Here is a 20,081-nt window from a genome sequence, read left to right as displayed (position 1 = left end):
TGGTGGCGGGTGGGGCCCGGAAACCCCGAGAAACCGGGCCCCACCCGCCGGGGAGGGAGGATCAGGTCACGGGGAGCCAGTCCAGGCTCCGGGCGGTGGTCGGATCGGTGGCCCGCAGGCCGGCGGCCGAGACGGTCCACAGCACGTCCCCGACCAGCAACGACCGGAGGACCGGGCCCGCCGGGCCGGTGTGGGAGACCGTGCCGACCTCGCCGATGTCGGTCCCGGACACCCGCAGCAGCCGTACGTCGTCGCCGACCGGCAGGGCGACCAGGCCCGTCTCCGGGTGGTGCAGGAAGGCGTGCGTGTCGTGCTCCAGCGCGGAGTACGCCCTCGGCACGTGCCACTGGTCGAGCCGGGCCGGGCGGGCCGGGTCGCGTACGTCGAACAGCGAGACCTGGAGCCCCTGCGCCCGTCCCCGCCGGTCGGCCTCCTGGCCCACCCCGAGCAGCCGGCCCTTGGGCAGCGGGTGCAGGTACGCCGAGTATCCGGTGATCTTCAGCTCCCCGGTGACCCGGGGCGCGGTCGGGTCGGTCAGGTCGACCGCGTAGAGCGGATCGGTGAGCCGGAACGTGACCACGTACGCGGAGCCGCCGAGGAAGCGCACAGAGTAGATCCGCTCGCCCGGGCCGAGGCCGGTGACCGCGCCCGTCCGGACCAGCGTCTCCCCGTCGGGACGCAGCACGTACACGGCGGACTCCGAGTTCGGCCGGGTGCCCCAGGCGTCGCCCGTGGTGGTGGCCACCCGCAGGTGCCCCTGCCACTCGGAGAGGGCGTACTGGTTGACGAGCGACCCGGGCACCGAACCGGAGGCCACGTAGCGGGGACGCCCGGGCGCGCCGGTGTCGAACCGGTGGATCTCGGTGACCTGCGGGTCCGGCCGCCGGACGTCCCCACGGAACGAGCCGGGCCGGCGCGGCACCTGCCGTTCCCCGGCGAGGTAGAGACTGCTCCCGGTGCCGTAGACGGTGGTGGCGTCGGCGGCGACGCTGACCGGGTCGCCGTCGCCGAGCCGGTCGCCGGCGAGGTCGAAGCTCAGCACGGTCAGCATCGACGTCCCGGACCAGGTGGGTGGCCGGCTCAGCCGGTCGCAGCCGACCCGGCCCACGTGCCGTTCCGCCCCGGCCGTCCATTCGTACGCCGGCAGCCACGCCTCCACCCCGGCGGCGGCGATCACCGCGCGGTTGGCGGCGGTCCGCGTCGCGTCGGTGCCCCATTCGGCGTACGGGAAGACCAGCTGGGGACGGCTGCGGACCACGACCCGCGCGGTGGTCCCCGTCTGGCGGGCGTCGACGAGGCTCCCGTCCATCCGGTAGGTGCCGAGCACCCGTGGCGTGCCCGCGAGGTCGACCAGGATCAGGCTCGGCGCGGTGCGGGGCCGCGCGGCGCGGGTCGCCCGCTGGAGTTCCGGGCCCATCTGGGTCAGCACCAGCGCCCGGTCGCCGTGCAACAGCAGGGTCGCCTGCTCCCCCCAGCTCAGCTCCGGCGTCGACCGCGTGAGGTCGAGGCGGCCGGTCTCCCGCCGGGCGGCCGGGTCCACCACCCGCAGCACGCCCCGGGTGACGGTCACGATCCGCCGCCCGTCCGTCTTGACCAGGTCGGGTTCGTCCGCGCCGGCCTCGTGCACGTTGGTCGCGGAGTGCTCCTGGGCGGGCTGGGCGGACTGGGCCGAGGCCCGGGCCCCGGACGCGTCCTTGGGAACGTCGCCGAAGGCGGCCCCGGTGCGCCAGCCGTTGCCGAAGCCCCACGGGCCGACGGAGGCCCCGGCGGCGGCGCGGAGCCCGGCGAGCGCCTGGGCGCAGGAGTCGTAGGAGACCAGCAGGGGTGCGGCCGTCGGCCGCCTCGGGACGGCCGGGTCGGGCGGCGCCGCCGGGAACGCGCTGCCGCCGAGCAGGGTGAGCGCGGCCAGCGTGCCGACCGCGAAGATGGGGGCTCCCCGTGTCATGGCGGTTCGACGCGCCCGACCGGCGGACGGTTCCGGCCCTCCGTCGCCCTTCCGCGCCGCCTGTCCGCCGCGCCCGCCCCGGTCAGCGGGGAGAGGGGCCGACGCCGGGGGAGTCCACGAGCCGGGAGAGCACGATGGTGCTCCGGGTCGAGGTCACGAAGGGCTCGGCCCGCAGCCGCTCCAGCGCCGCCTCCAGGTGTCCGATGTCGGCGGCCCGCAGGTGTACGAGCGCGTCGGCCTCACCCGAGACGGTGTACGCGCCGACCACCTCGGGGTGCCGGCGGGTGGCCACCCCGATCTGGGCCGGGGTGGTCCGGCCGGCGCAGAACAGCTCGACGAACGCCTCGGTGGTCCAGCCGACGGCGGCGGGGTCGACGACGGCGGTGAAGCCCCGGATCACGCCGGCCGCCCGCAGCCGGTCCACCCGCCGTTTGACCGCCGGGGCGGAGAGCGAGACCCGCTGACCGATGTCGGCGTACGAGGCGCGGGCGTCCGCGACGAGCAACGCAATGATCCGCTGGTCTACGGCATCTATCTGCAACGTTCCGCCTCTGCGAAGCAACGGTTGTGGCTGTTACCAAAGTTCGAGGGTACCTACTCTTGGTCACCGTGAACCAGCAGCGAGTCCCGCGAAAGCGGACATATCTCATGTGCTCGCCCGAGCACTTCGCGGTCGAGTACGCGATCAACCCGTGGATGGACGTGAGCACCCCGGTCGACTCGGAGCTTGCGGTCAAGCAGTGGGACCGGCTGCGGGAGACCCTGGTCGGTCTCGGCCACGAGGTGCACCTGCTGACCCCCGAGCGGGGGCTGCCCGACATGGTCTACGCGGCCAACGGGGCGTTCGTGGTCGACGGCACGGTCTACGGCGCGCAGTTCAAGCACGAGCAGCGGACCGCCGAGGCCGCCGCGCACCGGGCGTTCTACGAGTCGCGGGGCTGGCGGTTCATCGCGCCGATCGAGACCAACGAGGGCGAGGGCGACTTCGCGTACCTGCCGGAGGCGCACGGTGGGCTGATCCTCGCCGGGCACGGCTTCCGCACCGAGCTGCCGGCGCACGCCGAGGCGCAGGAGGCGCTCGGCCGCCCCGTGGTGTCGCTGCGCCTGGTCGACCCGCGCTTCTACCACCTGGACGTCGCGCTCGCCTCGATCGACGACGAGAACGTCGTCTACTACCCGGGCGCCTTCTCCGCCGCCAGCCAGCGGGTGCTCACACAGCTCTTCCCCGACGCGGTGGTCGCCGACGCCGAGGACGCCCTGGCCTTCGGCCTCAACCTGGTCAGCGACGGGCTCAACGTCGTGCTGAACAGCGAGGCGACCCGGCTGGCCGGGAAGCTGAAGGCGGCCGGCTACCACCCGGTCCCGGTCGAGCTGGCCGAGCTGAAGAAGGGCGGCGGCAGCGTGAAGTGCTGCATCGCCGAACTCCGCCCCTGACTCACTCCTGCCGTCCCACCCCCGCCCCACCGCCTGGGGCGGGGGTGGGGGTCAGCCGAGGGTGGCCAGTTCGGTGACCAGGACGTTGGACAGGACCTGGCCGTCGAGCTGGACCTCGCGCAGGTACCACTTCTGCTGCGGCGTGCGCGGCTGGTTGAACTGCCACACCCCGCGCGGGCTGTCGATCTGGCCGATCTTGCCGAGGGCCAGGTTGACCTGCTGCGGGGTGGGTGACCCGCCGGCGATCCGGATCGCCTGGTCGAGCACCTGCGCGGCGTCGTACGAGGCCATCGCGTAGGTGGTCGGCGAGGTGCCGTGCTTCTTGCGGTACGCCGAGGCGAACCGGCGGTTGGCCGTGTTGTTCAGGTCGGACGAGTAGTTGAGCGCCGTCTGGATGCCCAGCGCGTCCTCGGCCTTGACGCTGCTCAGCACGGCGCCCTCGGTCAGGAAGCCGGGGGCGTAGACCTTGCCGGTGAACCCCTCGATGCGCAACTGCTTGATGAACTCGACGGCCGCCGGCCCGGCGAAGAAGCAGAACACCGCCGTCGGGTTGCGGCCCAGCGCCTTGCGGATGTCGGCCCGGTACGCGGACTTCGACGGGTTGGTGAAGACCTCGGTCGAGACCACCGCGTCCTTGATCCGGGGGTCGGACTCGCCGAACTCCTGCCGGAAGCCCCGCACCACGTCCTGGCTGCCCACGCTGTCCGGCGCGATGATCGCCAGCCGTGCCGACGGTTCCAGTTGTTCGCGCAGGTAGCGGCCCAGCGCCCGGCCGGCCTCGTCGAGCACGTACGACGTCCGCCAGATGTAGACGACGCTCTGGAGGCTGGACGGCGAGGCGTTGGAACCGATCAGGGGCACCCGGGCCTGCTCGACGGTGTCCCGGATGCCGGACATGACGTTCGCGTCGACCACGCCGGTGAGGGCGAGCACGCCCTGCTTCAGCAGCCCCTCGACGGCGGCCTTGCCGGTCTTGACGCTCTCGCCCTCGTCGGCGGTGAGCAGGGTGGTGGGGTGCCCGCCCAGCAGCTTGTCGTTGAGGTCGAGGAAGAGCTGGAAGCCGTTGGTGATCTCGTCGCCGATCGCCTTGAGGCCGCCGCTGGTCGGCGCCACGAGGCCGATCTTGATCGGGCTGCCCGTGGCCGTCTCGCCGTCGGCGTCGTCGGTGCCGCACCCGGCGACCAGTCCGGCCGTACCGAGCGCGGCCAGCAGTTGGAGGGCCCGCCTGCGGTTCATCTGCGACACCGAGTTCCTTCCGGGGAGCGTTGCAGGGCGGATCACGCCCCCTCGGCGTTCTACCCGGTCAGCGACGCTGCGTCAATGCTTAGCGATCTTTCCGCAGTGATCGGAAAGCAGCCGTGATCTGCGGCCACGCCGCGGACTCCGGATCGATGAGCCCGAAATGCTCGCATTCCGGCAGCTCAACGAGGTGAATGTCGCCGCCCGCCGCCCGGTCGGCGGCGACGAACTCCCGGCTCATCCCGACCGGCACGTGCTGATCCAGCGCGCCATGTGCGACTACTGTCCGTGTCGGTACGGGCACCAATGACCGTGGATCCGCTGCGGCGTACCGCTCGGGGTGGTCCGCCGGACCGCCGCCCAGCAGCGCGGCCACCGCCCCCTCGTCCAGGTCCAGCCGGTACGCCTCCGCGAGGTTCGACACCGGGGCCAGCGCCAGCACGCCGCCGACGGTGTCCGGGGCGGTCGCGGCCACGTACAACGCCAGGTGTCCCCCCGCCGAGTGGCCCACCAGCAGCGGCGGCCCGGCGGCGACCCGGCCGGGCAGCGCCTCGGCCGCGAGCCGGGGCAGCTCCGCCACGCCGGTCAGCACGTCGGTCAGCGTCGTCGGCCAGCCGCCACCCGGCTGCCCCGTCCGGCGGTACTCCACCTGCGCCACGGGGTGGCCCAGCCCGGCCAGCGCGGCGGCCAGCGGGTCGGTGTGCCGCCGGTCGTACTCGGCCCGCCAGAAGCCGCCGTGCACCACGACGACCAGCCGCCCGGCCGGGCCCGACCCGGCCGGGGCACGCAGGTCGGCGAGCTGGTCCGGGTGGTCGCCGTAGGAGACGGTGGCGTCGGGGGCCGGAGCGGGCCGGCTGAGCACGTCGCGGGGGTCGGCGGGCATGGCGCGACCGTAGCGCGGATCACGCGCGGATCCGAGGCCGGGGATCGGTCCCCGGGCGCATGGGCGCTCGCGGCTGGGTAAAGATGGGTCCCATGACCGAAGCGCACTCCGCTGGACAGAACGACGAGCCGGGCCAGGATGGCACCGGTCACTCCGGAACGGTGGTGGTGGTCGGCCCGGACGGGCGACCCGTCGGCACCGTGCAGACCGACGAGGCACACGGCGAGGACCCGACCCGACTGGTCGAGCAGCCGGCCAAGGTGATGCGGATCGGCAGCATGATCAAGCAGCTGCTCGAGGAGGTCAAGGCCGCCCCGCTCGACGACGCCAGCCGGCACCGGATGCGGGAGATCCACGAGCGGTCGATCGTCGAGCTGAAGGAGGGGCTCGCCCCCGAGCTGCGCGAGGAGCTGGAACGCATCTCGCTGCCCTTCACCGAGGAGAAGGCGCCCAGCGAGGGCGAGCTGCGCATCGCGCACGCCCAGCTCGTCGGCTGGCTGGAGGGCCTGTTCCACGGCATCCAGGCGGCCCTGGTCGCGCAGCAGATGGCCGCCCGGGTGCAGCTGGAGCAGATGCGCTCCGGCCGGCAGGCGCTGCCCAGCGGCCCCGGCGGCGGCATGCTGCCGGGCATGCCGGGGATGGGCCAGCCGCCGCAGGGCGGCGAGGGGCACAGCACCGGCCAGTACCTCTGACCGCGCGGCCGGCCGGGAACGCCGGCCGGCCGCTCACCCCACCCCGAAGACCTTCTCCAGGTACGCCGCGACGCCGTCCGCCGAGTTCGCCGCCGTGACCTCGTCGGCGATCTCCAGGACGGCGCGGTGCGCGTTCGCCACCGCCACTCCCCGACCGGCCCAGGTCAGCATCGGCACGTCGTTCGGCATGTCGCCGAAGGCGAGCACGTCCCGGGCGTCGATGCCGAGCCGCGCGCAGTACCACGCCAGCCCGGCCGCCTTGGTCACGCCGGCGGCGGAGATCTCCACCAGCCCCGAGTACGACGAGTGCGTCGCCTCGGCCAGCCCTCCGAGGGCCGCGGCCACCAGCGCGACGAACGCGTCCGGATCCTGCTCCGCGGAGCGGGCCAGCAGCTTCACCGCCGGCGCCGACAGCAGCTCCTCGGGGGTCTCGACCGCCCGGATCGCGTCGTGGTCGGCGTCCCAGCGCAGCGGGTAGTGCGCCTCGTGCCGCATCTGCCGGCTGTCGACGATCTCCACCGCGAAGCTGACCTCGGGCACCTCGGCGCGCAGCCGCCGGGCCACCTCGGCGAGCAGTTGCGGGGCGAGCGGATCGGCCCGCAGCACCTCGTCCGCGACCGGGTCGTAGACCACCGCGCCGTTGGCGCAGATCGCCGGCAGCGGCTCGGCGAGCTGCTCGTACACCATCTTCAGCCAGCGGATGGGACGGCCGGTGACCAGCACGACCGGCGTGCCCCGCGCGGACAGCCGGGCCAGCACCTCGGCGGTGTGCGGGCTGAGCGTGCGGTCGTCCCTGAGCAGGGTGCCGTCGATGTCGGTGGCGATCAGCCGTGGTGCCTCTCCCATCAGCGGGACAGTAGCCGATCGAGGTACACCGCCACCCCGTCGTCGTCGTTGCGCAGGGTCACCTCGTCCGCGACGGCGCGGACCGTCGGGTGGGCGTTGGAGACCGCGACCCGGGCCCAGCCGGCCCACTCGAACATCGGCAGGTCGTTGGGCATGTCGCCGAAGACCAGCACCTCGGCCGGGTCGACGCCGAGGCGCTGCGCCACCACGGTCAGCCCGGTGGACTTGTCGACCCCCGGCGGGCAGATCTCGACGAAGCCCAGCCCGGCCTGGGTGAGCGTGGCCACCTCCGGCGGGACGACCTGCCGGGCGACCGCGAGCAGTTCGTCGACGTGGTGGTCGGCGGTCCGGACGAACGCCTTGATCACGTCGCAGGAGAGGCACTCGGCGCGGCTGCGCGTCTCGAACGCGTCCTGGTAGGGCCAGCTCGGGTGGTAGTCGCCCCAGAGCGGCGCGTCGTGCTCGTCCGACGCCTCGACCATCACGGTCAGCGGCCCGACGGCCGCCTCCAGGTCGGCCAGCAGCGTGGCCAGCACCTCGGCGGAGAGGCGCTCGTCGCGCAGCACCACCGGCCCGGACGGGTCGCTCTGGTCGACGACCCGGCCGCCGCCGGCCATCACCAGGAAGTCCGCGGCCCGGATGTCGTTGCGGGTCAGTTCGGCCAGCCGGGGCCCGCGACCGGTGGCGCCGACCACCGGGATACCGGCGGCCCGCACCCGGTCGAGCACCTCGTGGGTGTACGCGGAGACGGTCTCGTCGCTGCGGACGAGCGTCCCGTCGAGATCCGTGGCGATCAGCTTGGGCAGGCCCGGGCGGGTCATCGTTCCTCCTTCGCCCGCCGCCGTCGCAGCCAGCCGTCTCGGTCCTCGGTGCCTCGACCCCTCGGTGACGGCGGGCAGCAAACGTACCTCGCGGAACGGGTCCCGACCATGGCGTTTCGGCGAATGCGGTGCCAACGGTCGACGGCCCGCCGGTGTCCCGTCCGGGACCCTCCGGTGGCCGTACGGTGGACGGGTGGGAGAGCGGGACTGGCCGGTGGCGGAGGCAGTCGACACCGAGCGGCTGCTGCTGGAGCCGCTCCGCGTCGACCACGCCGAGGAACTCGCCCCGCTCCTGGACGACCCGGCCCTGCACGAGTTCATCGGCGGCAGCCCGGCCACCCCGCAGCAGCTGCGGGAGCGGTACCGCCGGCAGACGGCCGGGCGGTCCCCGGACGGCCGGGAGGGCTGGCTCAACTGGGTCGTCCGGCACCGGGACAGCGGCGAGGCGGTCGGCACCGTGCAGGCCACCGTGCGGCTCGACGGCGACCGGCCGGTCGCCGAGCTGGCCTGGGTCGTCCTGGCGCCGCACCAGGGCCGCGGCTACGCCGGCGAGGCCGCCGTCGGCCTGGTCGGCTGGCTGGCGGAGCACGGCGTCCGGGCGCTGGTCGCGCACGTGCACCCCGACCATCGGGCCTCCGCCCGGGTGGCCGAGCGGCTCGGCCTGCGGGCCACCGACGAGCGGTCGGACGGCGAGGTCCGCTGGGTGGCCCCCTGAGTGACGCCGGGCGCGCCGGCGGTCACCGGAGCGGGGTGGGGCCGGCGACCGGTCAGTCCCGGGGTTCGGGGCGCGCGAAGGGGACGGTCGGCCCGACGGTGAGGTCGGCCGGCGCGGGCGGCCCGTCGTCCACCACGTCCCGCGACCCGCGGCGGCGCCAGCCCACCGGCTCCGCCTCGTCCCCGCCGTCCGTCCCGACCGCGTCGTCCGCCTCCCCGGGGAGCCGGGCCGCGCCGGCCGGGGCCAGCTTCAGCGCCGCCGCGAAGAGCGCACAGGCTAGGAACGCCGTCACCAGGCCCCGGCCGTACTCGACCTGGAACCCGTCGTCCGTCGAGTAGAAGAAGACGCGTTGGGCGGCCTCGTCGAGCGAGGCGGTGGCCGCGACCAGCAGCCCCAGCAGCGCCACGGCCACGGCCAGCCCGGCGAGCCGGGCGTTCGGACGCACCGCGGGAGTGCCGCGCAGCGCGAGCACCACCGCGCAGACCAGGGCGAACAGCCCGACCAGGTAGCCCACCCCGAACCCGCCGACATCGGACACCCCGCCCGGCACCCGCAGCGGCGTGTTGCCCTGCGGGCCGCCGTTGGGGATGGTCATCACCTGCCACTCGCCGAGCATCGAGGCGAGGGCGGCCACCGCGCCGAGCGCCGCGAGCAGCACGGGGAGCCGGCGGTCCCGGCCCAGGCCGGAGAACGTACGCCCGAACCGCCCCGGCCCGTCCGGCTCCGTGCTGCTGCCCCACTCCAGGACGGCCGCACCGTCGGACCGCTGTTCCTGCCGGGGAATGGGGGAATCCTGGGACATCGGCCACCCTTCCGCGTTCGCGGGCCTGCCCCGAATCATGACACAGTACGCACCCGGCGACGCGGAGCGTGAACGGTCGCCAGCGGGTGCCCGTTGGGCTAGCGTCGGGTGCATGCCTATCCGTACCGCTTCCGCACAATGGCAGGGCAACCTCACCGAGGGGTCCGGCACGATCCGCACCGGCAAGGGCGGGCTGGAGGGGAACTACTCCTTCAAGTCCCGGTTCGAGGAGGGTGAGGGCACCAACCCCGAGGAGCTGATCGGTGCGGCCCACGCCGGCTGCTTCTCGATGGCGTTCTCCAAGGCCCTCGCCGAGGCCGGCTCGCCGCCCACCTCGGTGGAGACCACCGCCAAGGTCCACCTCGACAAGACCGACGCCGGAATGACGGTGACCCGGATCGAGCTGGACACCGTCGGCCAGGTGCCCGGCATCGACGAGGCGCAGTTCACCAAGCTCGCGGAGACCGCCAAGGAGAACTGCCCGATCTCCCGCCTGCTCGCCCCGGGCACCCAGATCAGCCTGACCGCCCGCCTCGCCTCCTGACCGTCCCCGTCCGTCGGCGTCGACCGTCACGGGGACCACGCTCCCCGTGGCGGCCCGCCGGCGCGGGCCGGCGGGTCCGACCGGCGCGGGCGGGCCGTGTCGTCGGGCAGAATGGGCGGGGTGCCGGTGGAGATGAGTCGCGAGCGCTTCGAGGAGCTGGTCGGTGACGCGCTCGACGAGGTGCCCGAGGAACTCCTCGGCCTGATGAGCAACGTCGTGATCCTGGTGGAGGACGACCCGCCCCCCGGCGAGGACCTGCTCGGCCTCTACGAGGGGCACGCCCTCACCGAACGCGGCTGGGACTACGCCGGCGTGCTGCCGGACCGCATCCTGATCTACCGCAACCCCATCCTGCGCATCTGCGACGACGACGAGGACGTCGTCGACGAGGTCGCGGTGACGGTGGTGCACGAGATCGCCCACCACTTCGGCATCGACGACGCCCGCCTGCACGAGCTGGGCTGGGGCTAGGCGGCCGGTTGTTGCCTCCGTCGCCTACCGTCGGTCCAGGTACCGCGAACTCAGGAGGCACTTCCAATGCGCAGCGAGCTGTTCTCGGCGGAGAACCTTGAGAAGGAGTCCGCGCAGCCCGGCATGCGGCTGCAGAACTCCAAGATGTTAAAGATCGAACTCAACGGCGAGGCGATGGCCCGGGTCGGGTCGATGGTCGCCTACCAGGGGCAGGTGCAGTTCCAGGCGCTCGGCTCCGGCGGGCTCGGCAAGTTCCTCAAGCAGAAGCTGACCGGCGAGGGCGTCCCGCTGATGAAGGTCTCCGGCCGGGGCGACGTGTTCCTCGCCGACTTCGCCAAGGACGTGCACGTCATCGACCTGGAGCCCGGCGACGCGCTCTCCATCAACGGCTCCAGCGTGCTGGCCTTCGACTCCACCCTCCAGTACGACATCCGGATGGTCGGCGGAGCCGGCATGGCGTCCTCCTCCGGCCTGTTCAACTGCGTCTTCAGCGGTCACGGTCGGATCGCCATCACCACCAAGGGCACCCCGGTGGTGCTGAGCGTGGACGCTCCCACCTACGTCGACCCGCAGGCGGCGGTCTGTTGGTCGGCCAACCTCCAGACCGGCTACCACCGCGCCGAGCAGCTCGGCCTCGGCACGCTGCTGGGCCGGCGCACCGGCGAGTCGTTCACGATGAGCTTCGCCGGTCAGGGCTTCGTCGTCGTCCAGCCCTCCGAGGAGCCGCCCATCATGGGCAGCGGCACCCAGGAGCAGCAGGGCGGGCTCCTCGGCGGCCTGCTCAGCTGAGGCACGTCCCGCACCGCACCGCACCGCCTCGCACCGCCCCCGCCCCGCGCCGACCGGCCCCGCCGGATCCGACGCGGGTCGGGGGCGGTGCCGTTGTGGGGGCCGCGGTCAGCCGCGGTGCGGTTCCGGGACTGCCGTCAGCTGAGGTCGCCGGCGCGGAGGCGGGCCAGCCAGGCGGCGGCGTCGGCGTAGTCGGCGTCCGAGAGGCCGGCGGGGGCCGGGATCGGGCGGTCGCCCGTCCCGGGGAACCGGTGCCGGGGGTACGAGCCCAGGAAGCGCACGTCGGCGCAGACCCGGCGCAGCCCCTGCAACGCCTCGCCGAGCCGCACGTCCGCCACGTGCCCGGCGCAGTCGAGGAAGAAGACGTACCGGCCGAGCGCCTCGCCGGTCGGGCGGGACTCGATCCGGCTCATGTTGATCCCACGGACGGCCAACTCCATCAGCACGGACAGCAGCGCGCCGACCCGGTCGTGGGCGATGTAGACCGCCAGGGACGTCACGTCGTCGCCGGTCGGCGGCGGGGGCGGCCCGGGACGGGACACCAGGGCGAAGCGGGTCACCGCGTCCGGGTGGTCGGCGATCTTGTCGGCGAGCACGTCCAACCGGTGCCGGCCGGCGCCGATCGGGGCGCAGATCGCCGCGTCGTACTCGCCGGCGGCGGCTCCGGCGGCGGCTGCGCCGTTGGAGAGCACGTCGACCACGACCGCGTCGGGCAGGTGCGCGCGCAGCCAACCCCGGCACTGGGTGGACGCCTGCGGGTGGGCGGCGACGCTGCGCACGTGCGGGAACGTCGTGCCGGGCCGCGCGGCGAGCACGAACTCGACCGGCAGGATCACCTCGCGGGTGATCACCAGGGGCTCGCCCTCGGCGAGTTCGTCCAGGGTCACCCCGACCGCGCCGCCGATCGAGTTCTCCAGCGGCACCAGGGCCGAGTCCGCCTCCCCGGCCCGTACGTTCTCCAGCGCCTCGGGGACGCTGCGGGCCGGCGTGCGGCTGCCCCGCTCGGCGGCGGGGATGCTGTTCAACGCCTGCTCGGCGAAGGTGCCCTCCGGCCCGAGGTAGACGAAGCGCGTCGGCGGTGTTCCCGGCATGGCGACAGCCTACGCACCCGGTACGCCGAGCGACCCGCCCTCGCAGACGCGCGTCCGGATGCCGGGCGGCCCGGCGGCGCGGACCTCGGCGGTGCAGACGTCGGTGCCGGCGGTGACCAGCCGCGGGGCACCCGGCCGGCCCTGGGTGATCACCTGGAGCGTCTCGTGCCCGGTCACGTCGAGCACCGTGTAGTGCCACTCACCGGCGCAGAGCGGTCCGGTCCGCACCCGCACCCGGACGCCGTTCGGCAGCACGCCACCCCGGCCGCGCACCAGGTCGACGATCCGTGTTCCCGAGGGGCCGTCCGGGCACGGGACCGCGACCAGGCCGGGGTCGACCGTGGGGGTGATCCCCCCGGTGCCGGGCAGGCCGGTGGCGGGCGGGGGCGTCGGCGCGGCGCTGGGCGTGGTGGGGACCGCGGTGCGGGTCGGGGCGGTGGTCGGGGCCGGGCGGCGCAGCTCCGGTGGGGTGCCGCAGCCGGCGAGGGGCAGCGCGGCCAGCAGCACGACGGCTGCGAGGCGGCGGGCGCACGCCGGCGGGGCCGGGCGGGACGACGCGCGGGCGAGCGGCGGGGGCGGAGCCGACGGCCGGTCGGTCGGGGCGCACGGCTGAACCGCTCCGGGCCGGGCGGCGGGGCCGGGCGGTCGGGCGGGCGTGGCGTGGCGCGAGGGGGTGGGCGGCACGGCCGATCCTCGGGACATCGGGGAGCGTCACTGCGGCCGGGAGGCCGAGCCCATCCTAGGAGGAACCGGCGGCCGGGTGAAGATCAGCCGAGGACGCGATGGCCGGCGCGCTCCAGCGCGGCGGTCGCCTCGCGGAGCCGCACGGCGGGAACCAACAGGTAGTCGGTGTCGTAGGTGGAGAAGGCGACCACGCTGACCCGGGCTGCGGCGAGCGGGTCCACCAGCGCGGCGAGGGTGCCGCTGACCGCCAGGTCGAGCGGTTCGGCGACCCGCAGGCAGCGCCAGGCGGTCTCGCCGACGGCCTGCTCGGGCGCCCGGTCGGCGGGGCAGATCAGCGAGATCCCGTCGGCCGTCCAGCTCACCGTGACGACGTCGCCGTTGCTCAGCCCGCCCGACAACTCGGGCGGCAGGGCGGAGCCGGCGGCCAGGCGGCACACGGCGTACTTCCCCGGCAGCAGAGCGATATCGAGCATGTGGGCACCTTACGGCCTCGGTGCGGGCCCGCCCCAGATTCGCCGCGTGCGGCGAACGCCACATCCCGCCGCTGGTCAGACCGGGGAGAAGAACGTGAGCGAACCGGCGACCGTCCCGCTGGTGAACACCGGGGTGGAGATCGCGTCGACGGTCGAGTCCGGCGCGTCGGTCGACGCGGCCTGGACCCGGAGCAGCCCTCGGGCCAGGCGCCCGGAGGAGAGGGCCAGCAGCGGCGGGATCTTGTCGATCTCGGGCTCGGTCAGCTCGCAGCGGTTGGCCGTGAAGTCGAGCAGCCGTAGCCCGCCGTCGAGCAGCGGCAGCCCGGTCACGTCCTCCGGGTGGCCCAGGCAGAGCAGCTCGCAACCGGCGACGGAGACGGCGACGACCCTCGTCCCGGAGTCGATGAGCAGGCACGGCTCGTCGGCGTGGGAGACGGTCGACGACCACCGACCGAGATTGTCGAACTCCTGCCCTGTCGTTGTTCCCGCCGCGGGCACGAACACGTCAGAGAGCGAGAGTTCGACGTGGGCCACCGCGCCTCCTATGTACACCGACGGTCCGTCCACGCTAGCCGGTCGTCGCGGGTGACGCCGACCGCGCGTGGTCGCCGGGCCGCCGGTGGGTGAGGGATGCCCTGACCAGACGGCCGGCGACGGCGCGATCGACGGGTGCCGACCGGCACCCGGGTGCGTGGCGTCGCCGGTGACGTTACCGTCGGTTGGCCGGCTTGTCAGCGGCCGTTCGGCCGCCCTCGTACCACCGGTAGTCCGCGGCGGGGCGGTACGCGCCGTTCACCCAGGTCTCCGGGTGCTGCGCGACCCGGGAGAGCTTCTCGGCCGTGGCCGGACTGATCCGGCTGCCCCCGGCGACGAGCAGGCGGTCCAGCTCGCGGTGGGTGGCCATGAGGCAGTCCTTCGGCAGGCCGTAGACGCTGATGACGCCGGAGCCGACGAAGGTCAGCACCGGCGTCACCGGAATCGGCAGCCCCACGGCGTCGGAGAGGGCCTTGCTGGCGCGCTTGGCGTCGCGGCGGGCCTCGGCCACGTAGGGCGGTCGCTTGCCGTTGATCTGGACCACGTCGCCGGCTACCAGGACCCGGGCCCGGCCGTGGTCGGCGATGGTGACCGCGAAGAGCCCGCTCGGCCCGATGGCGAGGAAGCCGGCGCGTTCGTCGCGTTCGTGGTCGAGCAGGAGGTCTGAGGCGTCCGTGCGGGGCCACTCGATGACGTGCCACGCGGGCCCGAGATGGTCGAGCCGGCCGAGCGCCCGTGCCCCGGCCGCCTCCAGCCGTCGGGCGCCCCGTTCCGCCCTGCGGCGGCGGGCCCACTCCAACGGGGACGGACGGACGGGTGCGAGCACCCCCGGCGACTCCACGCGGGGGTGTGGCACCGCCGCGGGCGGCAGTGCCCGGGCGGACGGTACGGCTTGACGAGCGGGAAAGACAGTCATCGCGACCTCCGGCAAAAGGTCCCTCGAAGTTATGTCCTCACTACCCTACGTTGCCAGTCCCCTGTGTCGGCAAGTTGGAACGCCGGAGTGAGTGCGGATGAATGCCATATTCACCCACCCCTGTTTTATCGGATGCCGCCAAACCCTGCCCTACGCTGCGAGGGTGACCCACTACGTGGACAGCGAAGTCGGTCGGCTCGGGACGGTGCTGCTGCACCGCCCCGGTCCTGAGCTCGCCCGGCTCACCCCCCGCAACAACGACTCGCTCCTCTTCGACGCCATCCCGTGGGTCGGCCGCGCCCAGGAGGAGCACGACGCCTTCGCCGCCGCCCTGCGCGAGCGCGGCGTCGAGGTGCTCTACCTTGCCACCCTCCTCGCCGAGACGCTCGCCGTCGCCGACGCGCGGGCCGAGCTCACCGAGGAGGTGCTCCGTTCGCCCAGGCTCGGCGACTCGCTGCGCGCCCGGGTCGCCGACCACCTCGCGTACCTCGACCCCGTCGCGCTCGCCGACGTGCTCATCGCCGGGCTGGCCCACGAGGAGCTGCGGGTCAGCCGGGAGCGGCCGGGCGGCCTCGTCTACACCCTGATGGACCGGCACGACTTCGTCATCGACCCGCTGCCCAACCTGCTGTTCACCCGGGACTCCTCGTTCTGGGTCGGCGACCGGGTCGGGGTGACCAGCCTGGCGATGCCGGCGCGGCGGCGGGAGACCACGCTGACCGACGCCATCTACCGGCACCACCCGCGCTTCGCCGGCACCGAGCTCGTCTACCAGCCCGGCCTGGAGCACCTGGAGGGCGGCGACGTGCTGCTGCTTGCGCCGGGGGTGCTGGCCGTCGGGGTGGGCGAGCGGACCACGCCCGCCGGCGCGGAACGCCTCGCCCGGCAGGTCTTCGCCGCCGGGCTCGCGCACACCATCCTCGTCGTGCCGATCGCCCAGGAACGGGCGACCATGCACCTCGACACCGTCTGCACGATGGTGGACGTCGACGCCGTGCTGATGTACCCGAACATCGCCCACACGCTGTCGGCGTACACGGTGATCGCCGGGGCGGACGGCGAGGACCCGCGGGTGGACGGCCCGGCGCCGTTCCTGCGGGCCGCCGCCGACGCGATGGACCTGCCCCAGCTCCGGGTCATCGACACCGGCCTGGACCCGGTCACCGCGGAACGCGAGCAGTGGGACGACGGCAACAACACCCTGGCGATCGCGCCCCGGCTCTGCGTGGGCTACGAGCGCAACACGGAGACCAACGCGCAGCTGGAGCGGGCCGGCATCGAGGTGATCCCGATCGCCGGCTCGGAGCTGGGCTCGGGCCGGGGCGGACCGCGCTGCATGTCCTGCCCGCTGGTCCGCGAGCCGCTGGGCGGTCAGGGCCGGGAACCTGCCTGACACCTCCCCGCGGGAGGCCGCGATGCCCCCGCCGGGTGGCGGCGGGGGCACCCGGCTCAGCGCAGGGTGAGTTGGCGGCCGAGCAGGCCGTGGCGGGACCGGCGGCCGGCGGCGTCCAGCGGGGCGGGCTCGGCGAGCGCCTCCGCGTACCGCTTGGCGAAGTCGGCGACCGGCTGCTCCCAGTCGGCGGCCGGGACGTCCTCCGGCAGGTCCCACACCGGCACCAGCCGGCCGTGGGCCCGGAACATGCCCGCGAACCGGGTGTTCTCGCCGAGCACCAGCGTGCCGGCGACGCTCAGCCGGGCCAGCGCGTCCAGCGCGGCGTCCTCGTCGTCGGGCAGCACCCAGCGCACGTGCGCCTTCTCCGGCACCTGGCACCAGTACGCGGCCCGGGCGGCGGCGAGCCGCACGGTGGGGTAGATCGCGGCGTTCGCCCGCTCCAGGGACGCCTGCACGTTCGGGTCGTCGCCGGCCCCCGGGTCGAGCCAGAACTCGAACCCGTCGTGCATGCTGACCTCCAGCGGGCCGTCGACGAGGACGTCCTGCAACCGGGGGCCGGGGCCGGGCAGCGGCGGCACGGGCACCGGGCGGCCCGGCTCGGCCCGCAGCGCGCAGAGCAGCGCCTCGGCCAGGTCCCGGGAGACGTCGCCCGACTGGAGGTGACGCTGGAGCCCGATGAGGACCCGCCCGTCCGGCTTGGTCATGGCGGGGGTGGCCATCGGCAGCACGGTGGCCAGGGTGACCTCCCGGTCGCCGAACTCCTCGACCAGGGCGGGGGCCAGCCGCAGCGGCGCCGAGGCGGCCGGCACCAGTTCCCGCAGGGCGATCCACTCCGGCTCGTCGGTCAGCCCCTCGAACGGTCGGGGCACGAAGATGTCCCGTACCTTCTCCCGCTTGGGGGTGGCTTCGGCGGCCCGCTGGCTCTTTCGACGCTTGCTCACGGCGAGACAGCCTAGAGGCCCCCGCCGATCGGCGGGGGCAGGACCCGCCCTCGCGGTCGGTCAGCCGGCCACGGCCAGGTCCGACCGGGTGACGTCGGCAGGGTCGAACTCGGCCCACACGCTCTGGCCCAGGCCGTCGCGCTCGACGCCCCAACGGTCGGCCAGCCCCGAGACGATGTGCAGCCCCCGGCCGTCGACGGCGTCGGTGTCGGCGATCCGCATCGTGGGGCCCGCGGCGGCGCCGCCGTCGGTCACCCGGAGCTGCACCTGCTGGCCGCCGGGCGAGTGACGCAGCCGCCAGGCCACCCGGACCACTCCGCCGGGCAGCGGATCGGCGTGCCGGATCGCGTTGCCGACCAGCTCGGCCAGGACCGCGACGAGGTCGGCCAGGAGCGGCGGGGGTACGACGTCGGCCAGTTCCTCGGCGAGGCGTCGCCGCGCCACCCGTGCCCCAGCGGCGTGGTGGGGCACCACCACGCACCACGCCCGATCGGCAGCTCCCGTCGACACCTTCGTCCCTTCACGCCCCCGTTGCCCGTCGCCGGTCACCCGCGGGGCAGCCGCACCTCTGCGACCGTACCGCCACCGGCCCTCGGCCGTAGGGATACCCATCCATTCTGCTGTTCAACGATCCGACGGACGAGATAGAGGCCGAGTCCGGCCCCGGCATAGCGGCGGCGGTCGCCCGACTCGCCCTGCCAGAACCGGTCGAAGGCCCGCTCCACGTGCTCCGGCCGGATGCCGATGCCCCGGTCGCGCACCTGGAAGGAGACCGTCGACCCGTCCGCGTCGGCGGTGATCTCGATGAGCGAGCCCGGCGCGGAGTACTTACCGGCGTTCGTGCACAGCTCCGTGAGTATGGTGGCCAGGCTCAGCCGGTGGCCGAGCGCCTTGGGCAGGTCCGCGGGGAGGCGGAGGACGAGCCGCTGCCGCAGCTCCGCCGGCAGGTCGACCGCCGCCGCGCGCAGCGCGTCACCGAGGTCGTACGGGGCGGGCGGCTCGTCGCCCGGCCCCGCCTCGGCGGCGGAGGAGAGCAGCCGGTCCACCAGCCGGGCCAGCTCGTTGGCGCGTTGCCCGATCACGCGGGCGGCCTGCCGCCGATCGGTCTCGGTCAGCGACTCCCAGTGGTCGGTGAGCGTGTCCGCGTAGCCCTTGATCACGGTCACCGGCGTACGCAGCTCGTGGCTGGTCACCGCCACGAAGAGGTCCCGGTCGTGGTCGCGGCGCTGCTGGTCGGTGATGTCCCGGAAGGTGACCACCCGCAGGGTGCCGGGGCCGGGCAGCTCGCCAGAGGTGATCTTGAGCCAGCGGCCGTCCGGCATCCGGTGGTCGAGCACCCGCCCGGACGGGGGCAGCGGGAAGGGCAGTGGGCGATTGAGCGCCTGGGCCACGGAACGGCCGGTGACCCGGGCGGCGGCCGGGTTCCAGAGCCGGACGTGGTTGTCCCGGTCGACCACGGCCAGGCCGTCCGCCAGCGCCGCCACCACCGGCCCGTCGCCGTGCACGGGCAGCCCGGTCTGGTCGCCGTACATGTGGGCGATGCAGGAGGCCAGGTAGCCCGCGACGGCGTGCTGCTCGGCGTCCAGCGGGTCTTCGCCGTCGGGATAGAGCACGTGCAGGCTGCCGACCGTCAGCCCGCCGATCTCCGCGCGGGAGACCACCATCCGGAGCAGGCCCCGCTCGGCGAGCTCACCGCAGAGCCTGCCGGTGAGCTCGTCCGTGCGGACCTGGCGTACCCGCGCGCCGGAGAGCAGGCAGACGGTGGCGGGGTCGTCGGCCGGCACGGGGTGGCCGACGGCCCACTCGGCGGCGCCGGTCGCGGCGATCACCCGGCCGCCGGTCGGGGCGAACTCGACGAACGCCGTGCCCGCCGCGCCGAGCGCCGACCGGGCCACGCGGAGCAGGTGGGTGAGCACCGGAAGGCCGGTGCCGCCCGAGTTGATCATTTCGATCACCGTGGTCTGGCCGGCGATGAGAGCGGAGAGGTCGGTGCGCTCCGGCATCCTCCGAGTGTGCCCCGCCGGTCCGTCCCGGGACACCCCTGCCCGACCCGGCCTCCGCCCGGCGCCACCCCGGTCAGCGGCCCAGGCTGGCCAGCGTGTGCGCCGGCCGGTCGGTGATGATGCCGTCCACCCCGGCGGCCAGGACGAGGTCCAGGTCCGCCGGCTCGTTGACGGTCCACACGAAGACCTGGTTGCCCGCCGCCCGCAGGGCCGGCACCAGCTGCGGGCGGGCCCGCACCAGGGCGACGCCGGGGCCGGCGATCCGGGTGCCGAACGGCAGCCGCCCCGGCCGTATCCAGCGCGGCAGCACATCCAGCAGCAGCACCGTGGGCAGCGCGGGGGCCAGCCCCCGGATCCGGCGTACGGCCAGCGGCGAGAACGACATGACGGTGACCCGTACCGGGTCGTCCGGTTTCGGCTCGGCCAGGCCGTACCGGCGCAGCATTGCGACGAGCCGGCGCTCGACGTTCCCGCCGTGGCGGGAGGGGTGCTTGGTCTCGATCAGCAGCCGCACCGGCCTGCCCGCGGCCAGCACCGCGTCCAGCAGCCGCTCCAGGGTGAGCAGGCGCGTGTGCGAATTGTTTAGCACCTCGTCGCCGTCGGCGGGCGCGCAGCCGGGGTGCCAGGAGCCGAAGTCCAGCGCCTCCAGCTCCGCGAGGGTGCGGGCGCTGACCAGCCCCTGGCCGTTGCTGGTGCGGTCGAGCCGGCGGTCGTGCACGCAGACCAGGTGCCCGTCCCGGGTCAGCCGGACGTCGCACTCCAGCCCGTCGGCACCCTCGTCGAGGGCCCGCAGGTAGGCCGCGAGGGTGTGCTCGGGCAGGTCGTGGGAGGAACCGCGGTGGGCGAAGACGAGAGGGGCGTCCAT

The 20,081-nt window shown here is 74.3% G+C and carries 23 protein-coding genes; 7 read left to right on the top strand and 16 right to left on the bottom strand.

What is annotated here, in order from left to right:
* Positions 1–61: 61 nt before the first annotated feature.
* Complete coding sequence (locus ACLQ22_RS11355) at positions 62–1,945, bottom strand: beta-propeller domain-containing protein (RefSeq protein WP_425692240.1); 1,884 nt, start codon at positions 1,943–1,945, stop codon at positions 62–64.
* Between the two features lie 82 nt (positions 1,946–2,027).
* Positions 2,028–2,486 (bottom strand): Lrp/AsnC family transcriptional regulator, encoded by a 459-nt coding sequence (locus ACLQ22_RS11350; RefSeq protein WP_121397466.1) that lies wholly within the window; start codon positions 2,484–2,486, stop codon positions 2,028–2,030.
* 59 nt (positions 2,487–2,545) lie between these two features.
* On the opposite strand from ACLQ22_RS11350, the gene ddaH reads away from it, so the two are divergent.
* A complete protein-coding gene (gene ddaH / locus ACLQ22_RS11345; RefSeq protein ID WP_425692239.1) occupies positions 2,546–3,379 on the top strand; it encodes a dimethylargininase in 834 nt (277 codons plus the stop codon).
* 51 nt (positions 3,380–3,430) lie between these two features.
* Here the strand turns inward: ddaH and ACLQ22_RS11340 are convergent, their stop codons facing one another.
* Together ACLQ22_RS11340 and ACLQ22_RS11335 are read right to left on the bottom strand one after the other, a co-directional pair.
* Positions 3,431–4,624 (bottom strand): ABC transporter substrate-binding protein, encoded by a 1,194-nt coding sequence (locus ACLQ22_RS11340; RefSeq protein ID WP_425692238.1) that lies wholly within the window; start codon positions 4,622–4,624, stop codon positions 3,431–3,433.
* Between the two features lie 79 nt (positions 4,625–4,703).
* A complete protein-coding gene (locus ACLQ22_RS11335) occupies positions 4,704–5,501 on the bottom strand; it encodes an alpha/beta hydrolase family protein (RefSeq protein WP_425692237.1) in 798 nt (265 codons plus the stop codon).
* Positions 5,502–5,584: 83 nt separating this feature from the next.
* Here ACLQ22_RS11335 and ACLQ22_RS11330 point away from each other — a divergent pair, with 83 nt between their 5' ends.
* A complete protein-coding gene (locus tag ACLQ22_RS11330; RefSeq protein ID WP_121399168.1) occupies positions 5,585–6,193 on the top strand; it encodes a bacterial proteasome activator family protein in 609 nt (202 codons plus the stop codon).
* A 33-nt stretch (positions 6,194–6,226) separates the two neighbouring features.
* Here ACLQ22_RS11330 and ACLQ22_RS11325 read toward each other — a convergent pair whose 3' ends face one another.
* Both ACLQ22_RS11325 and ACLQ22_RS11320 read right to left on the bottom strand, forming a co-directional pair.
* Positions 6,227–7,039 (bottom strand): HAD family hydrolase, encoded by an 813-nt coding sequence (locus ACLQ22_RS11325; protein ID WP_425692236.1) that lies wholly within the window; start codon positions 7,037–7,039, stop codon positions 6,227–6,229.
* The gene (locus tag ACLQ22_RS11320; RefSeq protein WP_416606296.1) at positions 7,039–7,860 is read right to left on the bottom strand and encodes an HAD family hydrolase; all 822 of its coding nucleotides are present in this window, start codon (positions 7,858–7,860) and stop codon (positions 7,039–7,041) included. The genes ACLQ22_RS11325 and ACLQ22_RS11320 overlap by 1 nt, the downstream gene beginning before the upstream one ends.
* Positions 7,861–8,053: 193 nt before the next feature.
* On the opposite strand from ACLQ22_RS11320, the gene ACLQ22_RS11315 reads away from it, so the two are divergent.
* Positions 8,054–8,575: a GNAT family N-acetyltransferase gene (locus ACLQ22_RS11315; RefSeq protein WP_425692235.1), complete on the top strand. Its 522-nt coding sequence runs from the start codon at positions 8,054–8,056 to the stop codon at positions 8,573–8,575.
* A 52-nt stretch (positions 8,576–8,627) separates the two neighbouring features.
* Here the strand turns inward: ACLQ22_RS11315 and ACLQ22_RS11310 are convergent, their stop codons facing one another.
* Positions 8,628–9,377: a hypothetical protein gene (locus tag ACLQ22_RS11310; RefSeq protein WP_425692234.1), complete on the bottom strand. Its 750-nt coding sequence runs from the start codon at positions 9,375–9,377 to the stop codon at positions 8,628–8,630.
* A 112-nt stretch (positions 9,378–9,489) separates the two neighbouring features.
* On the opposite strand from ACLQ22_RS11310, the gene ACLQ22_RS11305 reads away from it, so the two are divergent.
* The 3 genes from ACLQ22_RS11305 (at position 9,490) to ACLQ22_RS11295 (ending at position 11,181) form a co-directional block, all read left to right on the top strand.
* Positions 9,490–9,921, top strand: a complete 432-nt coding sequence (locus ACLQ22_RS11305; RefSeq protein WP_425692233.1) for an OsmC family protein — start codon at positions 9,490–9,492, stop codon at positions 9,919–9,921.
* A gap of 126 nt (positions 9,922–10,047) precedes the next feature.
* Positions 10,048–10,392 (top strand): metallopeptidase family protein, encoded by a 345-nt coding sequence (locus tag ACLQ22_RS11300; protein ID WP_425692469.1) that lies wholly within the window; start codon positions 10,048–10,050, stop codon positions 10,390–10,392.
* A 66-nt stretch (positions 10,393–10,458) separates the two neighbouring features.
* On the top strand, positions 10,459–11,181 hold the full coding sequence (locus ACLQ22_RS11295) for an AIM24 family protein (protein ID WP_366641569.1): 723 nt from the start codon (positions 10,459–10,461) through the stop codon (positions 11,179–11,181).
* 137 nt (positions 11,182–11,318) lie between these two features.
* Here ACLQ22_RS11295 and pheA read toward each other — a convergent pair whose 3' ends face one another.
* From pheA to ACLQ22_RS11270, 5 genes are all read right to left on the bottom strand, one after another.
* On the bottom strand, positions 11,319–12,272 hold the full coding sequence (gene pheA, locus ACLQ22_RS11290; RefSeq protein ID WP_425692232.1) for a prephenate dehydratase: 954 nt from the start codon (positions 12,270–12,272) through the stop codon (positions 11,319–11,321).
* A gap of 9 nt (positions 12,273–12,281) precedes the next feature.
* A complete protein-coding gene (locus ACLQ22_RS11285; RefSeq protein WP_425692468.1) occupies positions 12,282–12,779 on the bottom strand; it encodes a hypothetical protein in 498 nt (165 codons plus the stop codon).
* A 260-nt stretch (positions 12,780–13,039) separates the two neighbouring features.
* On the bottom strand, positions 13,040–13,429 hold the full coding sequence (locus ACLQ22_RS11280) for an ACT domain-containing protein (RefSeq protein ID WP_121397477.1): 390 nt from the start codon (positions 13,427–13,429) through the stop codon (positions 13,040–13,042).
* A gap of 75 nt (positions 13,430–13,504) precedes the next feature.
* Complete coding sequence (locus ACLQ22_RS11275; protein ID WP_425692231.1) at positions 13,505–13,963, bottom strand: hypothetical protein; 459 nt, start codon at positions 13,961–13,963, stop codon at positions 13,505–13,507.
* Positions 13,964–14,138: 175 nt separating this feature from the next.
* Entirely contained in the window at positions 14,139–14,879 is a 741-nt protein-coding gene (locus ACLQ22_RS11270; RefSeq protein ID WP_121397479.1) for a hypothetical protein, read from the bottom strand.
* Positions 14,880–15,042: 163 nt separating this feature from the next.
* Between ACLQ22_RS11270 and ACLQ22_RS11265 the strand changes: the two genes are divergently transcribed.
* A complete protein-coding gene (locus tag ACLQ22_RS11265; protein WP_425692230.1) occupies positions 15,043–16,272 on the top strand; it encodes an arginine deiminase in 1,230 nt (409 codons plus the stop codon).
* Between the two features lie 56 nt (positions 16,273–16,328).
* Here the strand turns inward: ACLQ22_RS11265 and ACLQ22_RS11260 are convergent, their stop codons facing one another.
* The 4 genes from ACLQ22_RS11260 to ACLQ22_RS11245 form a co-directional block, all read right to left on the bottom strand.
* Complete coding sequence (locus ACLQ22_RS11260; RefSeq protein ID WP_425692229.1) at positions 16,329–17,213, bottom strand: DUF5926 family protein; 885 nt, start codon at positions 17,211–17,213, stop codon at positions 16,329–16,331.
* Between the two features lie 60 nt (positions 17,214–17,273).
* On the bottom strand, positions 17,274–17,723 hold the full coding sequence (locus ACLQ22_RS11255) for an ATP-binding protein (protein ID WP_121397482.1): 450 nt from the start codon (positions 17,721–17,723) through the stop codon (positions 17,274–17,276).
* 35 nt (positions 17,724–17,758) lie between these two features.
* Positions 17,759–19,216, bottom strand: a complete 1,458-nt coding sequence (locus tag ACLQ22_RS11250; protein WP_425692228.1) for a PAS domain-containing sensor histidine kinase — start codon at positions 19,214–19,216, stop codon at positions 17,759–17,761.
* Positions 19,217–19,289: 73 nt separating this feature from the next.
* Positions 19,290–20,081 carry a glycerophosphodiester phosphodiesterase gene (locus ACLQ22_RS11245; protein WP_425692227.1) on the bottom strand — a complete coding sequence of 264 codons (792 nt, stop codon included), beginning with the start codon at positions 20,079–20,081 and terminating at the stop codon, positions 19,290–19,292.

The organism is Micromonospora sp. DT178, assembly GCF_049841695.1.
In the GTDB taxonomy this organism is placed as follows: domain Bacteria; phylum Actinomycetota; class Actinomycetes; order Mycobacteriales; family Micromonosporaceae; genus Micromonospora.
The sequence above is the reverse complement of the archived record's forward strand: the minus strand, read 5'-3'. Positions and strand labels throughout refer to the sequence as shown.

Bases quoted from the DNA above. Each gene is read 5' to 3' on its own strand.
- ACLQ22_RS11310 (WP_425692234.1), bottom strand. From the start codon at position 9,377: ATGTCCCAGGATTCCCCCATTCCCCGGCAGGAACAGCGGTCCGACGGT.
- ACLQ22_RS11335 (WP_425692237.1), bottom strand. From the start codon at position 5,501: ATGCCCGCCGACCCCCGCGACGTGCTCAGCCGGCCCGCTCCGGCCCCC.
- ACLQ22_RS11245 (WP_425692227.1), bottom strand. From the start codon at position 20,081: ATGGACGCCCCTCTCGTCTTCGCCCACCGCGGTTCCTCCCACGACCTG.
- ACLQ22_RS11355 (WP_425692240.1), bottom strand. From the start codon at position 1,945: ATGACACGGGGAGCCCCCATCTTCGCGGTCGGCACGCTGGCCGCGCTC.
- ACLQ22_RS11305 (WP_425692233.1), top strand. From the start codon at position 9,490: ATGCCTATCCGTACCGCTTCCGCACAATGGCAGGGCAACCTCACCGAG.
- ACLQ22_RS11325 (WP_425692236.1), bottom strand. From the start codon at position 7,039: ATGGGAGAGGCACCACGGCTGATCGCCACCGACATCGACGGCACCCTG.
- pheA (WP_425692232.1), bottom strand. From the start codon at position 12,272: ATGCCGGGAACACCGCCGACGCGCTTCGTCTACCTCGGGCCGGAGGGC.
- ACLQ22_RS11270 (WP_121397479.1), bottom strand. From the start codon at position 14,879: ATGACTGTCTTTCCCGCTCGTCAAGCCGTACCGTCCGCCCGGGCACTG.
- ACLQ22_RS11280 (WP_121397477.1), bottom strand. From the start codon at position 13,429: ATGCTCGATATCGCTCTGCTGCCGGGGAAGTACGCCGTGTGCCGCCTG.
- ACLQ22_RS11330 (WP_121399168.1), top strand. From the start codon at position 5,585: ATGGGTCCCATGACCGAAGCGCACTCCGCTGGACAGAACGACGAGCCG.
- ACLQ22_RS11250 (WP_425692228.1), bottom strand. From the start codon at position 19,216: ATGCCGGAGCGCACCGACCTCTCCGCTCTCATCGCCGGCCAGACCACG.
- ACLQ22_RS11320 (WP_416606296.1), bottom strand. From the start codon at position 7,860: ATGACCCGCCCGGGCCTGCCCAAGCTGATCGCCACGGATCTCGACGGG.
- ACLQ22_RS11295 (WP_366641569.1), top strand. From the start codon at position 10,459: ATGCGCAGCGAGCTGTTCTCGGCGGAGAACCTTGAGAAGGAGTCCGCG.